The following is a 22,541-nucleotide window of genomic DNA, read 5'->3' on the forward strand; positions in this document are numbered from 1 at the left end:
TGGACAGAGGCCATAGCGCGGCCCTGTGAGTCGGCGCAAATTGTATGTTTTCTGGGGATATGCTGTGCATATCTCTCTGCCCCATCATATTGAAGGATGAGGCAGGGTTGCGTCAACATCTTGTGGATGAAGCGATCGACGCAGCGGTCTGTGTTTCCATTCTGAAAACAGTTTGCGCAACGTCAGCTTTTATGTGCGTCCTGCCAACCGCGCGGGTCGTTCAGGAAGGCCTCGACGCCATCAAGCGTCTCTTCGTCAAAGGCCTTTTGCGCTTTGGCTTCCGCCAAAACATCCCACCAAGTACAAAGCGAGTGCAATTTTACGCCGTGATCGCCCAGCGTTTTCTCGGTTTCGGGGAAAATACCATAATAGAAGATCACAGCCGTATGCCCACAGGTCGCACCGGTTTCGCGGATCGCGTCGACAAAGGACAGTTTTGAGCCTCCATCGGTTGTCAGGTCTTCGACCAGCAGTACCCGCTCACCCTCGCTCATCGCGCCTTCGATGCGGGCGTTCCGGCCGTAGCCTTTGGGTTTCTTCCGCACGTAGGTCATTGGCAGTGCCATGCGCTCGGCGACCATTGCAGCGAAGGGAATACCTGCTGTCTCGCCACCGGCGATATTGTCAAACGCTTCGAACCCCGCGTCGCGCATCACGGTTACCGTCAGGAAGTCCATCAGGGTCGAGCGGATGCGTGGGTACGAGATCAGCTTGCGGCAATCGATATAGGTCGGGCTTGGTAGACCGCTGGCCAGCGTGAAAGGTTCGCGGGAATTAAAGTGTACGGCCTTGATCTCCAGCAGCATCCGCGCGGTCAGGCGGGCGATTTCGGTGCTGTCGGGGAAGGAACTGGGGATCATGGCGCAAACCTCTGGGCTGAAAGGGTGTCGCAGGCTGATAGCCTGACCCCCGGCCCAGAGTCGAGAGGGCAAGCTAAAAGAAAAGCGGACCCCCAAGAGGTCCGCTTGATGCCCTTGCGGGCAGAGCAGCCAAGGTGGGCTTGACTGCTCATTTCTCAGGCTCGCTTTCCGCAATCGGCAAGACTGTGCCTTCAATCTCGGTTTCGACGTGTATGCGAGGCGAGGTAAGAAGCGCAACCACCATTGCCGTCACAAATGCGTAGGCTGCCGCGCAGTAACTGTATTCAGCGCCCAGTATTCGAATTGATGCGATGAAGGGTGCAGGTTTTCTTAGGTCCGAGCCAGATCAGCAAGAGCGTCGCTCAAAAGGGTCAAAGCGTGGTCCCGCGCAGCGCGACGTACGTTATCCCGTCCCTGCGCTCCGAATTCCACGGTCTCGGTTCGGGTCGGTTGACCCGGTGCAGCGAGGCCAAAGCATACGCGGCCTTCGGGTTTGTGTTCGGACCCGCCGGGGCCCGCGATGCCGGTGATCGAGACCGCCAACTGCGCCCGCGAATTCCGCAGGGCGCCATTGGCCATTTCTTGGGCGACTTCTTCTGAAACTGCGCCACATGTCTCAAGCGTATCGGCGCGCACGCCCAGCATCTCTTGCTTCGCGGTGTTGGTGTAGGTGACAAAGCCGCGTTCAACCACGGCAGAGCTGCCAGGGATGTCAGTCAGTGCAGCGGCGACCATACCGCCGGTACAGCTTTCAGCAGTGGCGATCATCATGCCCTGCGCCTTGGCGCAATCCAGCAGGTCGACAACGGTCATAGACCCGTGACTCCATGTGAGATACCGGCGAGGACGACCACACCGATGGCTGCAAAGACCCCTGCGATCACATCATCCAGCATGACACCCATCGGATCTCCACGCCGGTCGGCCCAGCCAATGGGACCGGGTTTGGTAATGTCGAAGAGGCGGAACAAGAGAAAACCTGCGATCCAGCCGGGCCAGAGCGCTGTGATGTCTATCCCATGCGCCCAAGACGGGTAGGAAATCGCCCATATCGCGATGAACTGGCCCGCGACTTCATCAATGACAATTTCGGACGGGTCGTGGTCATCTTGTCCAGCTGTCAGCACTCGCGTGGCCCACAGGCCCCCGAAGAAAACCGCGAGTGTTGAGATGACCAGCAAGGGGAAGCCACCCAGCGTATGCAGAACCCATGCCAGCGGCAAAGCAGCCAGCGATCCCCAGGTGCCGGGGGCAGGGCGGAGGTAACCGACGCCGCAGACGGTTCCGATTAGACGAGCCGCTGTCATGACTTCACCAGACAGGCAGTTGCGAGCGAGGCAATGCCTTCGCTGCGACCGGTAAAGCCCAGCCGTTCGGATGTGGTGGCCTTGACCGAGACCTGATCGGTGCGCAAGCCCATGATCCGTGCCATTTCGGCACGCATGGTATCGGCATGAGGGCCGATCTTGGGAAATTCGCAGACCAGTGTGCAGTCGACATTCGAGATCTCATAGCCCAACTGCCCAGCCAATTCGACTGCGTGGCGCAGGAAAATTTCACTCGCTGCACCTTTCCACTGCGGATCGGAGGGCGGAAAATGCTGTCCGATATCACCCCGCGCCAGAGCGCCATAGATCGCGTCGGTGACCGCGTGCATCCCCACATCTGCATCGGAGTGACCCTGGAGCCCACGATTGTGCGGCACCTTCACCCCGCAGAGGATCACGTGATCTCCGTCACCAAAGCGGTGCACGTCGTAGCCGTTGCCCAGTCTTACATCCATATTCATACCCATTGTACGTTCGGCCCGGGCGAAATCCTCGGGCCGTGTGATTTTCAGGTTATCCGCATCGCCCGGAATAATCGCGACTTCGATTCCCGCAGCGCGCGCGACTTCTACATCATCCGCTGCACCTCCGGGATGGGCTGAATGGGCGGCGGTGATTGTGACATAATGAAATCCCTGCGGTGTCTGCGCAGCGTAAAGGCCGGATCGATCCTGCGTTCCTGTCACCATCGAACCGTCGCCTGTCCAGAGCGCATCCGTGACGGCCAAGCCTGGAGCAGCTGCCGCATGCGTGTCGAGTGCTTTCAGAACATCGCCGATTATCCGAGCGCTGACGCAGGGTCGGGCAACATCATGTATCAAAACCTTTTCAACGCTGTACGCTTCCAAAGCCTGCAACCCGCTGCGCACTGATCCGGCGCGGTCTGCACCGCCGGGTGCAAGGATCAGGTTTGTCGCGCTGAATTCTTCCCAAGCGGCTGTGTCCTCTTCGGCCAGCACCAAAACGACGTGATCAACCAACCCTTCGAAGCGGTCAATCGCCCAATCGGCCACGCGCCTCCCGCTCAACGCACGCCACTGTTTGGGCACTCCGCCTCCGGCGCGCTGGCCGCGCCCGGCGGCGACGATGATGGCGGCTGTGGTCATCTGAAAGGTCTCCTGATTGGGGCATTGTTTAGGGGTCGGTGAATGCAGAGGCAATCACCCGCGTCAATTTGCTTAAAAAATAAGCATATGATGATTTTGCGGGCTTGAATGCTCCCGTTTTATTGTTCATATGCCGCAATTTCGATATCAAATGCGCAACTGCTCAAGGATTAAGCACATTGGCTCTGCGTCTTGCTGAAAAGGATCTGACCCCTCCGGTGCTGTTGGCACCAATGGCCGGAATCACCGACCGGCCTTTCCGGGACCTTGTGATGCGCTTTGGCGCGGGCATGGTGGTCAGCGAAATGGTGGCCAGCCAGGAAATGGTGCAGGCCAAACCGGGCGTGCGCGAACGGGCCGAGCTGTCGGCGGATGTGGAAAACACCGCCGTGCAATTGGCCGGACGCGAGGCGCATTGGATGGCCGAAGCTGCCCGGCAGGTCGCCGACCGGGGCGCCCGAGTGATCGACATCAACATGGGTTGCCCGGCCAAAAAGGTCACCAACGGCTATTCCGGTTCGGCCCTGCTGAAAACGCCGGACCATGCGCTGACGTTGATCGAAGCCGTGGTGGCCGCGGTGGACGTGCCTGTGACGCTGAAGACGCGCCTTGGGTGGGACGACAATTTGCTGAACGCCCCCGATGTGGCGCGGCGGGCGCAGGACGCGGGTATACGGATGGTCACGATCCATGGGCGAACGCGGTGCCAGTTCTACAAGGGTCGGGCCGATTGGAATGCGATCCGGGCGGTGAAAGAGGCGGTCTCGATCCCCGTCATCGCAAACGGCGACATCATTGATACCAAGGCTGCGCAAACCGCGCTGGAACAGTCTGGGGCCGATGGCGTCATGGTGGGCCGGGGCGCGCAGGGCAAGCCCTGGCTATTGGCGCAGATTTGCCATGATCTTTATGGCGCTGCTGCGCCGACAATTCCCACGGGCGCTGACCTGATCGAGATGGTGCGTGGCCACTATCAGGCGATGTTGGAATTCTACGGCACCGATCTGGGCCTGCGCGTCGCACGCAAGCATCTGGGTTGGTACATGGATGAGGCCGGAACGCCTGCTACCTTGCGGCGGGCCGCCCTGACATCCCGCGACACCGATGAGGTGCTACGGCTGCTGGGGGATGCGTTGAATAGTTCGACAGAGGCAGCGGCATGACCTCGGATCAGAGCATCTGGACCTCACTGCCGGTTCCGGCCTTCATTATCGATGCCGAGGATCGGATATCTGACGTCAACTCCTCGGGTGAGGGGTTTCTGAACGCCTCCCGCAAGGCAGTGATTGGACACCCGGTCTGGGATCAACTCGCGGTTGATGCGCCGTTGGAAGAGGCGTTTCTGCGCGCGCGTCAACAAGGTACACCGCTGTTCGTGAACGATGTGGACGTTGGGTCGGGCAATCGCGCGCCGCTACAATGTGCGCTGCAAATCGCGCCGCTGATGGGGCATCCCGGTTCAATGATCATGATCATCTCGCCGCGCGAACTGGCCGGTCGGATGACCCGCGGCAACACTGTGAAATCGGCAGCGCAGTCTGCGATTGGTATGGCCGAGATGCTGGCGCATGAGATCAAGAACCCTTTGGCAGGGATCACCGGTGCGGCGCAATTGCTCAGCATGAATATTTCGCAGCAAGATCTTGAGCTCACTGACCTTATCGTTGAGGAAAGCCGCCGCATCGTGAAGTTGTTGGAGCAGGTAGAACAGTTCGGCAACCTGTCTCAACCCGATTTCAAACCGGTCAATATCCACGATGTACTGGATCGCGCGCGCCGGTCAGCGCTGTTGGGCTTTGGCGCGCATATGACGATTATCGAGGATTACGACCCCTCGCTGCCCTTGGCCTACGGGGACCCGGATCAGTTCCTGCAGGTGGTTCTGAACTTGCTCAAAAACGCTTCGGAAGCTGCTGATGGCAACGGTACAATCCGGCTGCGTACCTATTTTGAGCATTCATTCCGACTGCGGCGCAGTGACGGTTCGGGTCATTCGCTGCCTCTGCAGATCGAGATTATTGATGATGGGCCGGGCCTGCCGGAAAATATTCGCAGTGATATTTTCGACCCCTTCGTGTCGGGCAAGGAGAACGGCACCGGGCTTGGGCTGGCGCTGGTCAGCAAGATCGTTTCCGACCACGACGGCTGGATTTCGGCTGAATCTGTGCCCGGACGCACTAGTTTTCGACTGTCCCTGCGGCGTGCACCGAACGACGCTTATGAAAAGGAGAGCATCTGATGGATGGCACAGTTCTGGTTGCCGATGACGACCGCACGATCCGCACGGTTCTGACACAGGCCCTGACGCGGGCGGGGTGCAAGGTTCACGCGACATCTTCGCTGACCACGCTGATGCGCTGGGTGGCCGAAGGCAAGGGCGACGTTGTGATCTCGGATGTGGTAATGCCGGATGGAAACGGGTTGGAGATGCTGCCAAAGATCGCGCAGGACCGTCCCGGTTTGCCGGTCATCGTGATCTCGGCCCAGAACACCATCATGACAGCCATTCAGGCGGCTGAGGCGGAAGCTTACGATTATCTGCCAAAGCCTTTCGATTTGCCCGATCTGATGAAGCGCACCGCGAGGGCGCTGGATCAAAAGCAGCGGGTACAGGCTGAGCCGGTGATGGCCAGCGAAGACCGCCCTGATGAACTGCCGCTGGTTGGGCGCACCCCCGTGATGCAGGCGCTTTATCGTCTGGTCGCCCGGGTGATGAACACGGATCTGTCTGTGATGATTTCTGGTGAAAGTGGGACGGGTAAATCTCTGATAGCACGCGCTATTCACGATTTCTCTGACCGAAGGACACTGCCCTTTGTCACCGTGACAGCTGCCGATCTGAGCGATTTGGAAGGCCCGGCACGGGTTATGGCGCGCGTACGTGGTGGTACGCTGCTGATCGATGAAATTGCCGATATTGATGATGAGATCCAGGCCCGTATCGTGCGCATGATGGACACGCCGGGCGATCACGTACCGCGTTTCATGGCCACAAGTCAATCAGATCTGACCGACGCGATGGAAAGTGGTCGCGTACGACAAGATCTCTATTACCGTCTCTGCGGTGCGACGATCCACGTGCCTGCGTTGCGCGAGCGGGTTGATGATATCACCTTGCTGACCGATCACTTTCTGGCGCGGGAGGAGCGGGAAAGCGGCGCGCAGCGTCGCCTCAGCCCCGAAGCGGTCGAGTTGGTGCGCCGGTATTCCTGGCCCGGCAATGTCCGACAGCTTGAAAATGCGATCCGGCGTCTTGGTCTAACCAGCCGTTCTGATGAAATCTCGCGCACCGAAGTTGAGATGGTGCTGGGTAGCCAGCCCGAGGCCGAACCAGTTCTGGGTGATGGCGAGCGTGAGAAGCTGTCATCTTCGGTTGGTCGTCACCTGCGCCGGTATTTTGATCTGCACGGAAACATCCTGCCGCCTCCCGGCCTCTATCAACGTATTCTACGCGAGGTCGAGGCACCGTTAATCGAAATCGCGCTGGATGCGACTGGTGGAAATCAGGCAAAATGTGCTGATCTCCTGGGGATTAACCGGAATACGCTGCGGAAAAAGATTACTGACCTCGATATTCAGGTGACACGCCGTCGCAAACTGATGTAATATCGCCACACAAACAGTGGCATTCGGGTTCGACCCCGGGAACGACCACGATATATGGCGGTAAGCCGCGCAAGCGGCACATCAGAATGAGGGCAGACGGTGGCAACCCGGGCACAGAACGGGCCGATCCTATCGATCAACCGGTGGCGCAAGTCCCGGAGGATGCGCAATTTCAGTACCTTGGGATTGGTTATGCTGGGCCCGGTTCTGGCGCTTGCAACCTATCTCGTCATTGGCCCTTTTGATCTTGGCGCGGCGGCACCGACACTGCGGCTGATTTTATTGGCTGATCTGGTCTACGTGCTGGTCGTAGCTGCGCTGGTGTTGGGCCAATTGTTCAGTCTGATCGCCGCACGTCGCGCGAAATCTGCGGGCTCCCGTCTTCACCTGCGCCTGATCGGCGCTTTCACGCTGTTGGCTCTGGTGCCGACGGTCACGGTGGCGATTTTCGCCGGGCTGACGGTGAATATCGGCCTTGAAGGTTGGTTCTCGGACCGTGTGCGGCAGGTGGTTGGGTCGTCACTGACTGCGGCCGAAGCTTACGAACAGGAACACCGCGAGGGCCTGACGCAGGATGCGGTTGTTCTGGCGCGTTTCCTCGATAACGCGCGATCGTTGGATTATTTTGTCTCAGACGCCGAATTGCGAGAGGTTCTGGCCCAGGGGCAGGCCCAGATACAACGCGGTTTGCGCGAGGCCTATGTGATCGATGGCAGCGCCGAAATCCGATCGCGCGGTGATCGGTCCTACCTGTTCGACTACGAGGCACCAACCCCCGAAGAGATGATCGAGGCCAATGATCAGGGCGTGGCCATCATTGCCGATTGGGAGAACAGCGAATTCCGCGCGCTTGTTCCTTTGCATGCCTATCTTGACCGGTATCTTTATGTCAGTCGCGAGGTTGATGGGCAGCTTCTGACCTTGCTTGATGAAACCAAAGAGACAGCACAGTTCTACAGCCAACTGGAAAGCGAGCGGGGCAGGGTCCTGTTCGAATTCGGCCTTCTGTATCTCGGCTTTGCTGTGATCCTGATTCTGGCCGCGATGTCGCTGGGCATGTGGTTCGCTGAACGTCTTTCTCGCCCTGTTGGACGGCTGACAACGGCGGCGCAGCGCGTTGGTGCTGGTGATCTGAGTGTTCAGGTCATCGAAGAGGCCAGCGATGACGAAATCGCGATGCTGGGCCGCTACTTCAACCAGATGACTCGTCAGTTGAAGGGGCAGCGCGACACGCTGTTGGAAAACACTCGCCATATCGAACGTCGAAGGCGGCTATTTGATTCAGTGCTAAGCTCGGTGACATCCGGTGTCGTTGGCGTTGATTCAGAGGGCTGTGTGACCTTCGTGAACCGATCCGCCGAACGTCTTCTGGGCTGGTCTGGTGGAGAGCAGAACCTGGCAATCGGCATCGCTGTTCCCGAATTTTTGCCTTTGTTCGAAGCCCTTAAAGACAGCGGGCAAGAGGCGGTCCAGGGGGAGATCAAGGTAACCCGCAAAGGCCGGTTGGAGAACTTACTGGTACGCATGGCGACGCGGCGTGGCGAGGATGGAAGGCTGGAAGGCTACGTTGTGGCCTTTGATGACGTGACCGATCTGGTAAGCGCGCAGCGCATGGCGGCGTGGGGTGATGTGGCCCGTCGCATTGCGCATGAGATCAAGAATCCGCTGACACCGATCCAACTGAGCGCCGAGCGGATCAAACGCAAATTCTCGCGCAAGCTGGACGAGGACGATTGCGATAGCCTGGAATCGATGACCGACGTGATCGTGCGGCAGACCAATGATCTGCGGCGGATTGTTGACGAGTTCTCGAAATTCGCACGCATGCCCGAACCGGAACGGCGCGAAGAGAATATCGTGACGCTAGTGCGTGAGGCGGTTCTGTTGCAGCAGGCGGGTCAGCCTGATGTTCAGATCGATGCGGACTTACCTGAACAGCCCATTTTGGCGGATGTGGATTCGACCATGTTGAGCCAAGCGTTGACGAACCTGATCAAGAACGCGGGCGAGGCTATTGAAACGCTGAAAGAAAAAGGCGCACCGGACAATCTGAAACCTCAGATCAAAGTCGTTGTCTCCACTGACGATGCAGGAACGCAGATCACCATTGCGGACAATGGCATCGGTCTGCCTGAGGACAGGGCACGGCTGTTCGAACCTTATGTGACTACGCGTGACGAAGGCACAGGCCTTGGCCTGCCCATCGTAAAGAAGATCATCGAAGAACATGGCGGAGCGCTGACATTGGAAGACGCGCCCACATTCGACGGACAGGACCATTTCGGCGCAATGGCTGTCATTCGTCTACCCGGGGCCTCAGGCGGCCCGACAAATGCGCCGGAAAAACAGGCGATTAAAACAAACAAACTGAAAGCAGGCCAAAAATGAGCGACATTCTGATCGTAGATGACGAACGCGATATTCGCGAATTGGTGTCCGACATTCTGGAGGACGAAGGCTATTCCACCCGGTTGGCGGCAAACTCGGACGAGTGCATGTCGTCGATCAATGCTGAACCTCCCGGACTTTTGATCTTGGATATCTGGCTGAAAGACAGCCGAATGGACGGGATCGACATCCTGAAAGCTGTAAAACGGGACAACCCGGATGTTCCGGTGGTGATCATTTCCGGACATGGCAATATCGAGATTGCGGTGGCGGCTATCAAGCAGGGGGCTTACGACTTTATCGAAAAGCCCTTTAACATTGACCAGTTGATGGTGGTGATCCGCCGTGCGATGGAAACCTCGCGCCTGCGTCGCGAGAATGCCTCGCTGAAGCGGCAGGAAGTCAGCTGTTCAGACATGATTGGCAATTCTGCGTCGTTCCGAGCGATGCAGGGGCAGTTGGATAAGGTAACAAAGTCGAATGGCCGGGTTATGCTCAGCGGGCCGGCTGGGTCGGGCAAGGAAATTGCCGCGCGCTATATCCATGCCCATTCCAACCGGGCGAATGCCCCATTTGTGACGGTCAATTGTGCGGGGATTGAACCTGAGAGGGTTGAAGAGGTTCTGTTCGGACGAGAATCGTCTGAGCGCGGAATCGAGTCAGGCCTGTTGGAAGAGGCGCATGGCGGCGTTGTCTACTTCGACGAAGTCGCTGACATGCCGCTGGGGACGCAGTCCAAGATTCTTCGCGTGTTGGTTGATCAGCAATTCCAGCGTGTCGGTGGCTCTGACAAGGTGCGGGTTGATCTGCGGGTCATCTCCTCGACCAACCGCGATCTGGAAGAAGAGATCGCCGCCGAACGGTTCCGCGAAGAACTGTATCACCGGCTGAATGTGGTGCCGATTGCGGTTCCCTCGCTGGAGGAACGGCGAGAGGACATCCCGGTTCTGGCGCAACATTTCATCGAGGTGTGCAACGATACACAGGGTCTGCCGATGCGCGAGCTGTCGGATGAGGCTATTGCTTTGCTACAAACGATGACATGGCCGGGCAATGTGCGTCAGCTGAAGAACCTGATCGAGCGGGTGCTGATCCTAGGCGACAGCACTGGCCCGATCGAGGCCCGCGAGTTGCCCAACGAAGAAGAGAAATCCGACGAGTCCGGGCGCGTGGTACTGTCTGGCGCACTGGCGACGCTGCCGCTGCGTGAGGCGCGCGAAGCGTTCGAGCGTGAATATTTGCTGACCCAGATCAATCGGTTTGGCGGCAACATAAGCCGCACGGCCAGTTTTGTCGGCATGGAACGCAGCGCCTTGCATCGCAAGCTCAAGTCGCTGGGCGTAGTGACCTCGAACAAATCCGGTGCGCGGGTGGCTCAAATTGACGAGCCCGAACCAGCCGAGTGAGTACCGCGCCGAATAAGAAGACCGTAGCCGTTTCCATCGGTTTTCCCGCCTTTGGTAAACGGTTGAAGCGGTTGCGGCGGTCGGTTGGACTTAAGCAATCCGCCCTCGCAGATCTGATTGAAGTCGACCAAACCACGATTTCCCGGTGGGAAAACGGGGGTCAAACGCCATCGCCGCATATTCAACAGTCCGTTTTTGCAGCGTTGGGGCCGGTTCGGGTGCAGGATTCTGCGCTGAAACGTCTGGTCGTTCATTCGGCAGAGTGCTTGCACCTTGTCGAAGAGGCCAGCCATATCTGCCTTGCTTATTCGGGCAGCCGGGCGCTGGATTGGAAGACCTCACAGCGCGCCTTGCTGGGCGTGTCGCTTTGGCAATTTGCAACGGATGAGATCCGACAAGCCGAAGCAGAACTGCAGAACGATGGCTGGTGGGATTTGCATTCGCCTTCACCCAAAGCGTTTCTGACTTCCGAGGCTGTGCATGATCAAATCAGGATCAGCGCCGGGCAAATCGTGTGGGAGCGGTTGTATCTGGGTGATGGCACTCCGGTCCGTCTGGTCAGCGGGCGGCGCGAAGTCACCGCATAATTTATGCGTTCCGCTGGCAGGTTAGGCGCGATAGACCGGCTGCATGAGTGACTCTTTTCGTACATTCTTGCAGGTCATGCTGATCTGGTTTGCTGGCCTCGGTGCGGCAACCCAATTTGCAAAGATTGCCGTACCATTTTCTGATGTGGGGCTGTTGTACCCGGACAATGCTGCCGTGATCGGCTGGTTGCTGTCCATTATCAGTCTAATGGGGGCTGCTTTGGGCGCGATATCCGGAGCGATCACAGCGCGTGTTGGGCCAAATCGTCTATTGCTATCAGGGCTTGTGCTCGGTGGCGCGTTATCTTTGCTGCAAGCAAGCTTGCCGGTTTTTCAACTGATGCTGCTCAGCCGGGTGATCGAGGGGCTGTCCCATCTTGCGATTGTGGTGGCGGCACCGACGCTGATTGCTCAGATCACATCCGGTCGGGCGCGGTATAATTCCATGGTGCTGTGGAGTACATTCTTTGGCGTTGCATTCGCATTAAACGCTTGGGTTGGGCTGCCCATCGTCGATCGTTTCGGACTGCCCACATACTTTGCCATGCACGGGGCTCTGATGCTGCTGATCGCCGCGCTGATCGCGCTTAGCGATCTGAAAACCGACATGGGCCAGACGGAGGGTACCGGGTGGGGGCTCTCCGCCTTCCTTGATGTGCATATCAGGACCTACCGCTCACCCTTTATTTCGGCCCCGGCAATTGGCTGGTTCTTTTACACGCTGACATTTGTTTCTCTGTTAGCGATCCTGCCGGGGCGTTTACCCGAAGGGCAGGGCGCATCGATTGCGGCACTTATGCCCCTGGCAGGGATTGTACTGTCATGGCTGCTGGTGCCCTTGCTGTTGACCGTCCTGTCCTGCGTCAGCGTCGTCAATCTGGGCTTTGTGCTGGGGATCGCGACGATCATCGCATTGTTTCTGGGGGCGCCCCTTACGTTCGGATGTATCGCCTTGTTTGCCGTGCTCGGGCTTGTACAGGGCGGCAGCTTCGCCGCAGTGCCAGAGCTAAACGGTACCACCGAAGCCCAAGCTCTGAGTTATGGTGCGATGGCGCAGATGGGCAATGCCGGAAACCTGCTTGGAACCCCGGTATTGCTGGCGATATTGCTGGGCGTCGATGAGGCTGGCATGTTTGTAGCCGTCGCCGCGTTCTATAGCATCGCGATCATAGCGCATCTGCTGCTGGCGCGGCGTCGCAAATCAGCCGGCTTGTCCCGGAGTGATGATCTGAAATGACCCGTCGTCGAATTTCACGAAACAGGACGCGCTGCTCAGCGGCGGGAGCGTCGTGGTGCGCGTGGGCGTGACCCGCGATTTGACACCTTGTTTGCAAGGCGGAAGGCTGACCGGGCGATAGCCCTTTTGGGCCATGCACTGCGCCTCGACCTTGTTTCTCAGCCCCTGATTCACGTCGACGGTATAGACCCGCCCAGGCTCCCACCATCCGGGGTTGCGATAGCAGCGTCCTCGGCCATCGCAATAGGTGCGCCCGGGCCAATAGACTGGCGGGCTCTGCCGGACCTGATTGGCGACAGGGGCGTCCTTGAGCGCCTGCACCTGGCAGTTCGTGGTCTCGGTCTGCATCCGCGAGACGCTCTCACCTTCGCGATAATACAAAGAAAGCGGACCACAGGCGGACAGCGTCAGCAGGCAAATCAGAGCAGGCAGAATGGTTTTCATATGCTTACTTTGGCGCAGCTTAGGAGGCATGACAATTCAATTGACCGCTTTGGGGGCATCTGTCATTCAAAGATTTCAGGCAGAAAGGCCAAGAGCATGAAGGTCATCATATGCGGTGCCGGTCAAGTCGGCTGGCAGATTGCGCGTCACCTTTCGGGCGAACTGAACGATGTGACGGTGGTCGACAACAATCCCGATCTGGTACGTCGCGCGACCGAGACGCTGGACGTGCAGGGGATCGCCGGTTTCGCCAGTTATCCGGATGTGCTGGATCGGGCAGGGGCGCGGGATGCCGATATGATCATCGCCGCGACACATTCGGATGAGGTGAATATGGTCACCTGCCAGATGGCGCACTCGGTTTTTTCGATCCAGCGCAAGATCGCGCGTTTGCGGTCGAAATCCTATCTTGAAGCAATCCATTCCGATCTCTACCGCCGCGATCATCTGCCCATTGATGTCGTAATTAGCCCCGAGCGCGAGGTTGCCGCCGCAGCGATGCGCCGTCTTTCGGCACCTTCTGCTTTCGATACCGAGATATTCATGGATGGAAAGGCGCAGCTGCTGGGCATTCGGGTCGAGGAAGACTGCCCAATCGTCAACACACCGCTGCGACAATTGACCGACCTGTTTTCCACGCTCAGCTCGATTGTGGTTGGTGTGCGCCGCGAAGGGACGCTGTTTGCACCGGAATCCGAGGACCAGCTGTTTGTAGGCGACGAATGCTACGTCTTCACCAGCGTCAAGGACGTTGAACGCACGATGGAGGTGTTCGGCAAGGCTCAGCGTAAGCAAGATCGTGTGGTGATCGTCGGTGGCGGTAATGTCGGGTTGGAAGTGGCCCGCACACTGGAAGAGCGCGAAAGCCGGGTGCGTGCCAAGATTATCGAGCGTGACCGCAAATGCGCCGAAATCGCTGCCGAAGCATTGGAGCGGACGATTGTTCTGAACGGCGACGGCCTTGATTCATCTTTGCTGAGCGAAGCAGGGATTGAGCGCGCCGACGCGATGTTGGCGGTCACGGATGACGATCGCACCAACATGCTGGCCGCGGTACGCGCCAAGGGAGAGGGTTGTCCACTGGCCATCGCCCTGATCAACGACCCCAGCATGGTCGCTTTGATGGGACCGCTGGGGATTGACGCATATATCAACCCGCGCGCCACCACTGTCAGTTCGATCCTGCGTCACATTCGGCACGGGCGCGTGCGTCAGGTGTATTCCATTGGAGATGCCGAGGCCGAGGTAATCGAGGCCGAAGTGCTATCAACCTCGCCCATGGCTGGACAAAAACTGCGCGACATCGATTTCCCAGAAGGCGTTCTGGTCGGCGCAGTACGCAAAGGTGACGAGGTTCTGCGCCCGACCGGCAGCCTGCGCATCGACGAGAAAGACGTGGTGGCGATCTTTGCAATGGCCAAAGACGTGCCCGAGGTTGAGCGTCTGATGCAGGTTTCAATCGATTTCTTCTGATGTTGCAAGCACGCGGACAGCAACGGATCGGAGTATTGCGGCGATTGCCGCTGCTGCTGATGATCTGGGGTATCGTGTCGCTGGCAATGTGGATACCCGCAGTTTATGCGCTGGCGCTGGATGATCACGCCACCTCACGGTCATTCTTCTATTCCGGATTGCTGGGTGTTTTTGCGGTGTCGATCATAGCTCTGGCCATGTCGAACCGACGACCACGGCGGGGAACGCTTGGCCAATTGGCGGTTCTGCTGGCCGCCTTTACCGTACTGCCGATATTTCTTGCTATTCCGTTTCATGATGCGCTGGGGACAACCAGCTTCCTGAACGCCTATTTCGATATGGTCAGCGCGCTGACCACAACCGGCGCTGATCTGTTCCCCGATCCCGCACGCCTTTCGGCGCCGTTGCACTTATGGCGCGCGTTGGTCGGTTGGATGGGCGGATTGCTGATGTGGATCTCGGCGGCCGCGATTCTGGCACCCTTGTCGTTGGGCGGTTTCGAAGTCACAGCCCGGGGGCAACCAGGGCGTCCCGTCTCGGGCGTGGCACAGAGCGAGAAGTCCGATCCACGCGGCCATCTGATCCGCGTGTCGCGCACATTGGCACCCGTTTATGCGGGTTTGACAGCTGTGATCTGGATCCTGCTGTTGATCGCAGGTGAGCAAGGGCTTACTGCCGTGAGCCACGCGATGTCAGTGATTGCGACGTCCGGCATATCACCCGTCGGTGGATTGGAAGGATCGACCGCAGGAATCACTGGCGAGGCGATCCTGTTCCTGTTCCTGTTCTTTGCCCTGTCGCGACTGACCTTTTCGACCGATACAGCGACCTCAGGGTATTCGCGGCTGGACAAAGACCCGGAATTTCGGATTGGCATCTTCATCGTGCTGGCGGTCGCTGTGCTGCTGTTCATCCGGTTTTTGGCTGGAACGGCCGAACTGAACATTGCCGTCGAAGTGCGGCAAGCACTTGGCGTTTTTTGGGGGTTCATGTTTACGGCGATGTCGTTTCTGACCACGGCCGGATTTGAAAGCGCCAACTGGAACGACGCGCAGCAATTGTCGGGCTTGAGCACACCGGGCCTGATTCTGATGGGGCTAGCCCTGGTCGGAGGAGGCGTGGCGACGACTGCGGGTGGGGTAAAGCTGTTGCGGGTTTTTGCGCTCTATCTGAATGGCAAGCGCGAGATTGACCGACTGATCTATCCTTCTTCGGTCAGCGGAGAGGGTGGCGGCAACCGCCGCATTCAAAGCGACGGTGCCTTCATCGCCTGGATCTTCCTGATGATGTTCGCCCTGACGTTGGCCTTGTTCGATTTGTTGCTGGCCGTCATGGGCGTAGGTTTTGAACAGGCCATGCTGCTCAGCGTTGCCGCACTCAGCACCACGGGGCCGTTGATTGAATTGGCAACGGATGTGCCCATACGTCTGATTGATCTTTCCAGCGGGGCCAAGTTGACGGTCTGCGCGGCGATGGTGATCGGGCGGTTGGAAACTCTGGCGATCGTGGCACTGATTACGCCAACGCTGTGGCGCGATTGACCCTGCGTCAGGCACCTGGTGTTACTGCCTGATTTTTCATCTGGAATATCTGTGCGCGGCACTCCATACTCTGCCGGAGGGAGCGCGTTGGTCCGCAGCGCGTAGCAAGAACAATGGCGAGATAACAAAATATGGCTTCGGACAGACAGAATCTGCAGGACGCGTTCCTGAACAATGTACGGAAAGCAAAGGTCCCGGTCACAATATTCCTGATCAACGGTGTGAAATTGCAGGGTGTAATCACCTGGTTCGATAACTTCTGCGTGCTGCTGCGCCGCGACGGACAGTCGCAGTTGGTGTACAAGCATGCGATTTCGACCATCATGCCGTCACAGCCGATCAACCTGTATGAGGGCGAAGACGCCTCTTGATGGAACATGAGAGGGCGCGCACCCGGGCTTGGGTGCTGCATCCCGAAATCAAATCAGATGAACAGCGCCGTGTCCCCGAACCAGCGCTGGAAGAGGCGGTGGCACTAGCTGCCGCTTTGCCCGATCTGGATGTGGTCGGGTCCGAAATCGTGCGCCTTCCACGGGCGCAGGCTGGTTTTCTGTTCGGCAGCGGCAAGATCGAGGAACTGGCCGAACGCCTCCACGACAATGAGATCGAGCTGGTTCTGATCGACGGGCCAGTGACTCCGGTTCAGCAGCGCAATCTGGAAAAAGCGTGGAAGGTCAAAATCCTCGACCGGACCGGTTTGATTCTGGAAATATTCAGCGACCGTGCGCGTACCCGTGAAGGTGTGCTGCAAGTTGAGATGGCCGCGCTTAGCTATCAGCGTACGCGACTGGTTCGGGCCTGGACCCACCTGGAACGTCAGCGCGGTGGCCTTGGGTTTGTGGGTGGTCCCGGTGAAACTCAGATCGAGGCCGACCGGCGTGCCATTGATGAACAACTGGTCCGCCTGCGCCGCCAATTGCAAAAAGTGGTGAAGACCCGCACCTTACACCGCGCAGCGCGCGCGAAGGTTCCATACCCGATTGTTGCACTTGTTGGCTATACAAACGCCGGGAAATCCACGCTGTTCAACAGCCTAACCGGGGCCGAGGTGATGGCAAAAGACATGCTGTTCGCCACGTTGGACCCAACCATGCGACGGGTTGAGCTGCCGGATGGCCCCGAGGTGATCCTGTCCGATACCGTGGGTTTCATCTCGAACCTGCCCACGGAACTGGTTGCGGCCTTCCGCGCCACGCTGGAAGAGGTTCTGGGGGCTGATCTGGTCGTGCATGTCCGCGATATCAGCCACGAAGAAACCGAGGCACAGGCACGGGATGTTGAGGCGATCCTGAACTCTTTGGGTGTTGAGGACAGTCGCCCCCGGTTGGAGGTTTGGAACAAGATCGATCTGCTGAGCCCGGAAGACCGCGAAGCCGCGCTTGCCCGGGCCGAGCGTGATCCGGCGATCTTTGCCATATCGGCCGTAACGGGCGAAGGTGTTGATCCGCTGCTGTCTGAAATCGCCACGATCCTGCAGGGCGCGCGGCATGAGACTATCCTGAAACTGGGCTTTGCCGATGGTGACAAACGCGCGTGGCTCTATCGTCAGGATGTGGTCAGGTCTGAAGATCAGACCGAAGAGGGGTTCGAGATCACGGTGCTCTGGACTGACAAGCAGGCGTCCCGCTTCGCGGCGTTCTAGGTGCCGTCTATCTGACGCTGGTAATCCTCTGCATCGAACCACCCAAGCGACGATAGCACCTTGTTGTCCTTTGAAAGCTCCCACTCTTCCCAGCCGCGTGTAACGACACGGTTGCCGGTCTCGGCGTGATGGCCTTCGAGGGTCCAGACAAAAATGGCATGCCCTCCGGCCCAACGCATCATATCGCAACGCACCTCAAGATCGGGGAATTCTGCATAGAACCCGCGAGCCATTTCAGCGATTGCGGCATGGCCACGCAGGGGCTCACCGCGATTGATGCTGATCTGACCTTCGGGGGCGAAAAAACTGGCGACCAAGTCGGGATCGCCCGAGCTCCAGGCGATCGCATAATCGCGTGCGAGATTGTTTAAGGTGTCTCGAAAGCTGCCCATGCATTTTCCCCCTTCGTGCAATGCGACGGCCAGACGAGTTTAGGCGATAACGAAGGGGTGCGCCACGCGAGGTTCAAAAAGGGGCGGGGATTTGCCGATCAGATCAGCGCGGGTTCAGGACGGTCACACCAACTGCCGCTGCACGGGCAAGCCCGATATCCAGCGACATAGGGATGTATTCTCCGCGCCGCCATAGTTGGGCCTGATCGTCATAATAGCGGGATAGGAAATGGCCTGACTGGCCAGTTGCGGTGATGAAAACCGAACTATCGGGGTCCGCAAAATCGTAGACGCCACGATAACCTGCGCCATGCACATTCTGGAACGGGTCCGGTCCTTCGCCTGACGTGCGCCCGCGCAGCAGTGTGTTATCGCCACCGCTGGTGGATTGGCGGATGTTGACGAAAAACCGCAGCACCGGAACCTGGCCCAGCGCAGGGTGGTCCTGGGTGGCCTGATGCGCATCGCCCCAGCGTAAAGATTCGAGTGCGGGGCCATAGCGCTCGGAAATCCAAATGATCGCGTCATCCAGGGCCAGTCGTGCCATGTCGGTGCAGTTTTCAACGGGCGCGCTCTGAACCACGTCGCACCAGACCGAGGCACCGTCGATATCGCGAAACACCCGCTCGATAAACAGCGGCTCGACATGCTTGTATTCGGCAGCCAGCGGGCCAAGTTCGTCCGAGATCAGGCGGATTTGCAGCGCGCGCAACCATGCGGCGTAGATCAGGGGTTCCGGCAGATGCTCGTTCATCTCACCGTTCCAGTTGGCCAGCAGATCCAGCGCGATCTGACGCTGCCGTTCGGGCGTGCCTTCGGGTGCCGACTCACCGGTAAACCAGAGGTCGGCGCCGATCAGAGGAAGTAGTGATCGCGCTGTAAAGCTAACCGTGTCCAACTGCGCTTCGATAAAACTGTCACGCGTATGTACCTCGCGCGATTGCATCAGGCGTTCCCAGCGATTGACCCGCTGGGTGTCGCCCCACTCGTACGACACATGGCGCGGGAACGGCCGGTCGATAATCTTGTTGTTGGTGTTACCCAGAACTCCGCCGACCGGGGCCACGAATTCAGGATTGTCTGAATAGGGCAGGCGGCCCTGCCAACGGTTCCGTTCCAGCCAGCCGGGGGTGGGAATACGGCCTCGGCTTTGATTGTTCAGATCGCGCCGGGGCATAGCGCCGACCAGTTTCATGCCGATCGTGTCTTTATCGACAAGCGACAAGTTTTGCGAAGGGGCAATATAGTCCTCGGCCGCGTCGATGGCGTCTCGAACTGAATCGGCATTCATCAGCGCCAAGGAGGCGCTCATGGATGTATCGCGGGGGCTTAGCGCGCTCCACGACAGAGACGCGACATGGCCCGGTGGTGTGATGGTTTCCAGATCATAATGCGTGCCCGGCAGAACCGGGCCATTCTCGGTCCAGCGCAGGGTCAGGGTAATTGGGGCGGCGTCTTTGATCTCGATAATCGAAGGGCGGGTCTGAAAGCGTTTGTAGCCGTCTGGGGTAAGGTATTCTTCGGGATTGTCGGGGTTCAGTTGTTCGATGTGAACGTCCTGATCGTCCAGATAGGATGAGGTAAGGCCCCAGCCCAAGCGCTCACTCCGTCCGGCTGAGATTGCCGGTACGCCTGGAATGGTTGCACCGATAACGCCGCCTTTGGCCAGTTCCAGCCGCGCCAGATACCAGATACCCGGGGCGGTGAGGCCCAGATGCGGATCGTTTGCCAGCAACGTGCCACCGCTGGCCGATCGGGACGGCGCGGCGGTCCACGCATTTGACGCACCTGCCAGCCCGCGCTGCGGGAAAGGCGACAGCGGCGTGTCGGGCATCGGGGTGCCTTGGGCATAGCGCGGAAGGTCTGGAAACAGATCAGCATACTCGGGCAGCGCGGCAATACCGGGGCCGGGGACGTCGGGCAGAATGTCGGCCAGCCGTGCGGGATTATCCAGCATCAGCGATGTGCGTGCGCGCAACACTTCATCAGCAAGATGGCCGGAAAGCTGCAGGCTCATCAGCTTGATAATCGCTACGCTGTCGCCCGGCTGCCATGGGGGAACGGGGGCGTTGAACAGGAACATCTCGGGGGCGCCACGTCCAAGCGCCTGTTCGTTGATCTCGGTAAGCCGAGCATTGATCCCTGCGGAATAAGCGCGAAGCGCGGCCTTGGTATAGTCGTCCTGAAACTCGACTGAGCGATGGGCGAGCCCGTAAAGATCGAAACGACGTAGTAATTTGTCGATGGCTACCGTGCGCTGGCCGAACACTTCGGACAAGCGGCCCTGTGCAGTCCGACGCAGAATGGTCATCTGCCACAGCCTGTCTTGTGCATGGGCATAGCCCAGACCAAAGAACACGTCCGGGTCGGACTGGCCCAGTATATGCGGCACATTTGCAGTGTCGCGAACGATCTCGACAGGGGCAGTTATTCCTTTAACTTCAAGGGTTTGATTGTATTCAGGCAGGGATTGGCTGGCCAGAAAGTAGACCAACCCCACAGCAGCGATTGCCAGCAGGATCAGGCCTGTCGTAAGTCTCACCAGCCAGCGAAAAACCAGGCCCATCTGTCCCCCGAGAATTCTATGCGGTCATTTGCGCCAAGGTTACTGGAACCTCCGCCCGACCGAAAGAGGAATGCCACTGGAATTTGTGGAAAACCGCGAAAACACGGAGCCCCGCCACAAGATGTAGCGGGGCTCGTCAGAGGGGGGAGGGTGGTATCTTGGGTCTTAGGGGATGATGCGCGTATATTTGGTGCCTTCGACCGTCGCGCCGAACTTCAGACCCGCCTGTCCAAAGACTGCGGCCAGCACGGGTTTGCGCAACTGAGTGGTGTCGGTCGACAAGGATTCTCCGGTCGCGTCGACGACGTATCCGATATCTGCACCGGCCGTCCAACCGCTGGAGCGGCGGAAATCGTTCAAGGCCTCTTCGGTCATAAAGAACAGAACATGCGCATATTGCTGTGCGCCGATCTGCAGACCCGCAGTACCGGAGATGGCGGAATAATAGTCGACCGTCGCGCCCTGAATACGCAGTGCACCCTGACCATAGGCGCCACCAAAGATAAATCCGGCATCTGTAATCAGTGGCATGACCAACATTCCGTTGGCCTTGTTGGCAATCTCAACGGTGTTGGGATACTTGCTGTACATCTCGTTCAGCGTCGCGTCGACGCGCGCGTCGAGTGTGACTGCGTTGGAGTTGCCAACGCCGTTGCCGCAGGCGGCGGTCAGCGTCAGTCCGGCCATGCCAAAAGCAAAACCGCGACGGCTAAGTCGGGGGGAGTTTGAACTGCTCATGTTTCTCTGTCTCTGTGTATGTGCCTGATATGTCGGGTGTTCCCGATCTTGTCTGCAAGAATACGCCGATTGCACCGGCCTGTCACGGGAAAGCTGTGCTGCGCACGCAGCAAATCGGCGAAAAATTGCGACAATCTGAAGTGTTAGCCCTGCAGGATGCGCGCGGCTTCGGGTGCAAAATAGGTCAGAATGCCGTCACACCCTGCGCGCTTGAAGGCCAGTAGGCTTTCCAGCATCACCTTTTCGCCGTCGATCCAACCGTTTTGTGCAGCGGCTTGGATCATCGCGTATTCGCCAGACACCTGATAGGCATAGGTCGGCGCACCGAAGCTGTCTTTGACCCGTCGGCAGATATCCAAGTATGGCATCCCCGGTTTGATCATGACCATATCTGCACCCTCGGTCAGGTCACGCTCGATCAGTCGGAGGGCCTCGTCCGAGTTGGCAGGGTCCATCTGATAGGTCTTCTTGTCACCGGTCAGAGCGCCTGATGCCCCAACGGCGTCGCGGAAAGGGCCGTAGAAAGCGCTGGCATATTTGGCGGCATAACTCAGGATCATGACATTGTGGTGACCAGCCGACTCAAGTGCACTGCGCATGGCGCCGATACGGCCATCCATCATGTCGGACGGGCCGATGATGTCAGCTCCGGCTTCGGCCTGCGCCAGCGTCATTTTCACCAGCGCCTCAACAGTCTGGTCATTCACAATCTCGCCATCGACCACATAGCCGTCATGGCCGTTGATGTTGTAGGGGTCCAGGGCCACATCCGTCATCACCGCGATTTCGGGCGCAGCAGTCTTAATTGCACGAATGGCGCGGTTGGACAGGTTGTCGGGGTTCCAGGCCTCGGCACAATCTTCGGTTTTCAGGCTCGGATCGGTGTACGGGAAAATACATATTGCAGGAATACCAAGGGCTTGCGCTTCAACCGCGGCTTTGGCGATCAGGTCGACCGAGCGTCGCACGACCCCGGGCATCGACGGGACGGGTTCTTCGATATTTTCACCGTCGCGCACAAAAACAGGCCAGATAAAGTCATTCACGGTCAAGGTGTTCTCGCGCACCAGACCCCGGATCGCCTCAGATTGGCGGGCCCGGCGGAAACGGGTCCGGGGATATGGGGCGATAGTCGGTTTCATGGCGCACTCTCCTTGAACAATTGCGCATTGGGTGGCATGAATTCCCGGTGGTCTCAAGGGTAACAATGGACGCATCGCTGCGATG

The 22,541-nt window shown here is 58.6% G+C and carries 20 protein-coding genes; 11 read left to right on the forward strand and 9 right to left on the reverse strand.

The window, feature by feature from the left end; all coding sequences use genetic code 11:
* Positions 1-182 precede the first annotated feature (182 nt).
* From ACR0L9_RS06410 to ACR0L9_RS06425, 4 genes are all read right to left on the reverse strand, one after another.
* Positions 183-860 (reverse strand): orotate phosphoribosyltransferase, encoded by a 678-nt coding sequence (locus ACR0L9_RS06410; protein WP_170406124.1) that lies wholly within the window; start codon positions 858-860, stop codon positions 183-185.
* Positions 861-1,190: 330 nt separating this feature from the next.
* Positions 1,191-1,673: a CinA family protein gene (locus tag ACR0L9_RS06415; RefSeq protein ID WP_480585208.1), complete on the reverse strand. Its 483-nt coding sequence runs from the start codon at positions 1,671-1,673 to the stop codon at positions 1,191-1,193.
* Positions 1,670-2,167 carry a phosphatidylglycerophosphatase A family protein gene (locus ACR0L9_RS06420; RefSeq protein ID WP_480895263.1) on the reverse strand — a complete coding sequence of 166 codons (498 nt, stop codon included), beginning with the start codon at positions 2,165-2,167 and terminating at the stop codon, positions 1,670-1,672. Before ACR0L9_RS06420 ends, ACR0L9_RS06415 begins: the two co-directional genes overlap by 4 nt.
* The gene (locus tag ACR0L9_RS06425) at positions 2,164-3,294 is read right to left on the reverse strand and encodes a bifunctional 2-C-methyl-D-erythritol 4-phosphate cytidylyltransferase/2-C-methyl-D-erythritol 2,4-cyclodiphosphate synthase (protein WP_480895265.1); all 1,131 of its coding nucleotides are present in this window, start codon (positions 3,292-3,294) and stop codon (positions 2,164-2,166) included. The genes ACR0L9_RS06420 and ACR0L9_RS06425 overlap by 4 nt, the downstream gene beginning before the upstream one ends.
* A 179-nt stretch (positions 3,295-3,473) precedes the next feature.
* On the opposite strand from ACR0L9_RS06425, the gene dusB reads away from it, so the two are divergent.
* The 7 genes from dusB to ACR0L9_RS06460 all read left to right on the forward strand — a co-directional run bounded on the left by dusB (position 3,474) and on the right by ACR0L9_RS06460 (position 12,518).
* Positions 3,474-4,457, forward strand: coding sequence for a tRNA dihydrouridine synthase DusB (gene dusB / locus ACR0L9_RS06430; RefSeq protein WP_480895267.1), 984 nt, complete (start codon positions 3,474-3,476; stop codon positions 4,455-4,457).
* Positions 4,454-5,533, forward strand: a complete 1,080-nt coding sequence (locus ACR0L9_RS06435) for a two-component system sensor histidine kinase NtrB (RefSeq protein ID WP_170396849.1) — start codon at positions 4,454-4,456, stop codon at positions 5,531-5,533. The genes dusB and ACR0L9_RS06435 overlap by 4 nt, the downstream gene beginning before the upstream one ends.
* A complete protein-coding gene (locus ACR0L9_RS06440; protein WP_170396851.1) occupies positions 5,533-6,900 on the forward strand; it encodes a sigma-54-dependent transcriptional regulator in 1,368 nt (455 codons plus the stop codon). The genes ACR0L9_RS06435 and ACR0L9_RS06440 overlap by 1 nt, the downstream gene beginning before the upstream one ends.
* A gap of 162 nt (positions 6,901-7,062) precedes the next feature.
* Positions 7,063-9,288 (forward strand): sensor histidine kinase NtrY-like, encoded by a 2,226-nt coding sequence (locus tag ACR0L9_RS06445; protein WP_480895409.1) that lies wholly within the window; start codon positions 7,063-7,065, stop codon positions 9,286-9,288.
* Positions 9,285-10,694, forward strand: coding sequence for a nitrogen assimilation response regulator NtrX (gene ntrX / locus ACR0L9_RS06450; RefSeq protein ID WP_170732348.1), 1,410 nt, complete (start codon positions 9,285-9,287; stop codon positions 10,692-10,694). Before ACR0L9_RS06445 ends, ntrX begins: the two co-directional genes overlap by 4 nt.
* The gene (locus ACR0L9_RS06455; protein ID WP_170465307.1) at positions 10,691-11,281 is read left to right on the forward strand and encodes a helix-turn-helix domain-containing protein; all 591 of its coding nucleotides are present in this window, start codon (positions 10,691-10,693) and stop codon (positions 11,279-11,281) included. Before ntrX ends, ACR0L9_RS06455 begins: the two co-directional genes overlap by 4 nt.
* A gap of 43 nt (positions 11,282-11,324) precedes the next feature.
* Positions 11,325-12,518 carry an MFS transporter gene (locus tag ACR0L9_RS06460; protein WP_480895270.1) on the forward strand — a complete coding sequence of 398 codons (1,194 nt, stop codon included), beginning with the start codon at positions 11,325-11,327 and terminating at the stop codon, positions 12,516-12,518.
* On the opposite strand, the gene ACR0L9_RS06465 is transcribed toward ACR0L9_RS06460, so the two are convergent.
* Entirely contained in the window at positions 12,483-12,962 is a 480-nt protein-coding gene (locus tag ACR0L9_RS06465) for a hypothetical protein (RefSeq protein WP_480895271.1), read from the reverse strand. The genes ACR0L9_RS06460 and ACR0L9_RS06465 overlap by 36 nt on opposite strands.
* Before the next feature lie 96 nt (positions 12,963-13,058).
* On the opposite strand from ACR0L9_RS06465, the gene trkA reads away from it, so the two are divergent.
* The 4 genes from trkA to hflX all read left to right on the forward strand — a co-directional run bounded on the left by trkA (position 13,059) and on the right by hflX (position 17,618).
* Positions 13,059-14,435, forward strand: coding sequence for a Trk system potassium transporter TrkA (gene trkA / locus ACR0L9_RS06470; RefSeq protein WP_170396865.1), 1,377 nt, complete (start codon positions 13,059-13,061; stop codon positions 14,433-14,435).
* Entirely contained in the window at positions 14,435-15,976 is a 1,542-nt protein-coding gene (locus ACR0L9_RS06475) for a TrkH family potassium uptake protein (RefSeq protein ID WP_170396867.1), read from the forward strand. The genes trkA and ACR0L9_RS06475 overlap by 1 nt, the downstream gene beginning before the upstream one ends.
* A 131-nt stretch (positions 15,977-16,107) precedes the next feature.
* A complete protein-coding gene (hfq, locus tag ACR0L9_RS06480; RefSeq protein WP_005982826.1) occupies positions 16,108-16,347 on the forward strand; it encodes an RNA chaperone Hfq in 240 nt (79 codons plus the stop codon).
* A complete protein-coding gene (gene hflX, locus ACR0L9_RS06485) occupies positions 16,347-17,618 on the forward strand; it encodes a GTPase HflX (protein WP_170396869.1) in 1,272 nt (423 codons plus the stop codon). The genes hfq and hflX overlap by 1 nt, the downstream gene beginning before the upstream one ends.
* On the opposite strand, the gene ACR0L9_RS06490 is transcribed toward hflX, so the two are convergent.
* From ACR0L9_RS06490 to hemB, 4 genes are all read right to left on the reverse strand, one after another.
* The gene (locus ACR0L9_RS06490) at positions 17,615-18,010 is read right to left on the reverse strand and encodes a nuclear transport factor 2 family protein (RefSeq protein ID WP_170567134.1); all 396 of its coding nucleotides are present in this window, start codon (positions 18,008-18,010) and stop codon (positions 17,615-17,617) included. The genes hflX and ACR0L9_RS06490 overlap by 4 nt on opposite strands.
* Positions 18,011-18,113: 103 nt before the next feature.
* Positions 18,114-20,576 (reverse strand): penicillin acylase family protein, encoded by a 2,463-nt coding sequence (locus ACR0L9_RS06495; RefSeq protein ID WP_480895273.1) that lies wholly within the window; start codon positions 20,574-20,576, stop codon positions 18,114-18,116.
* Between the two features lie 165 nt (positions 20,577-20,741).
* Positions 20,742-21,314 carry a lipid-binding SYLF domain-containing protein gene (locus tag ACR0L9_RS06500; RefSeq protein WP_170396874.1) on the reverse strand — a complete coding sequence of 191 codons (573 nt, stop codon included), beginning with the start codon at positions 21,312-21,314 and terminating at the stop codon, positions 20,742-20,744.
* Positions 21,315-21,457: 143 nt separating this feature from the next.
* Positions 21,458-22,456 carry a porphobilinogen synthase gene (hemB, locus tag ACR0L9_RS06505; protein ID WP_170396876.1) on the reverse strand — a complete coding sequence of 333 codons (999 nt, stop codon included), beginning with the start codon at positions 22,454-22,456 and terminating at the stop codon, positions 21,458-21,460.
* Positions 22,457-22,541 lie beyond the last annotated feature (85 nt).

Source organism: Ruegeria sp. I3 (genome assembly GCF_056532525.1).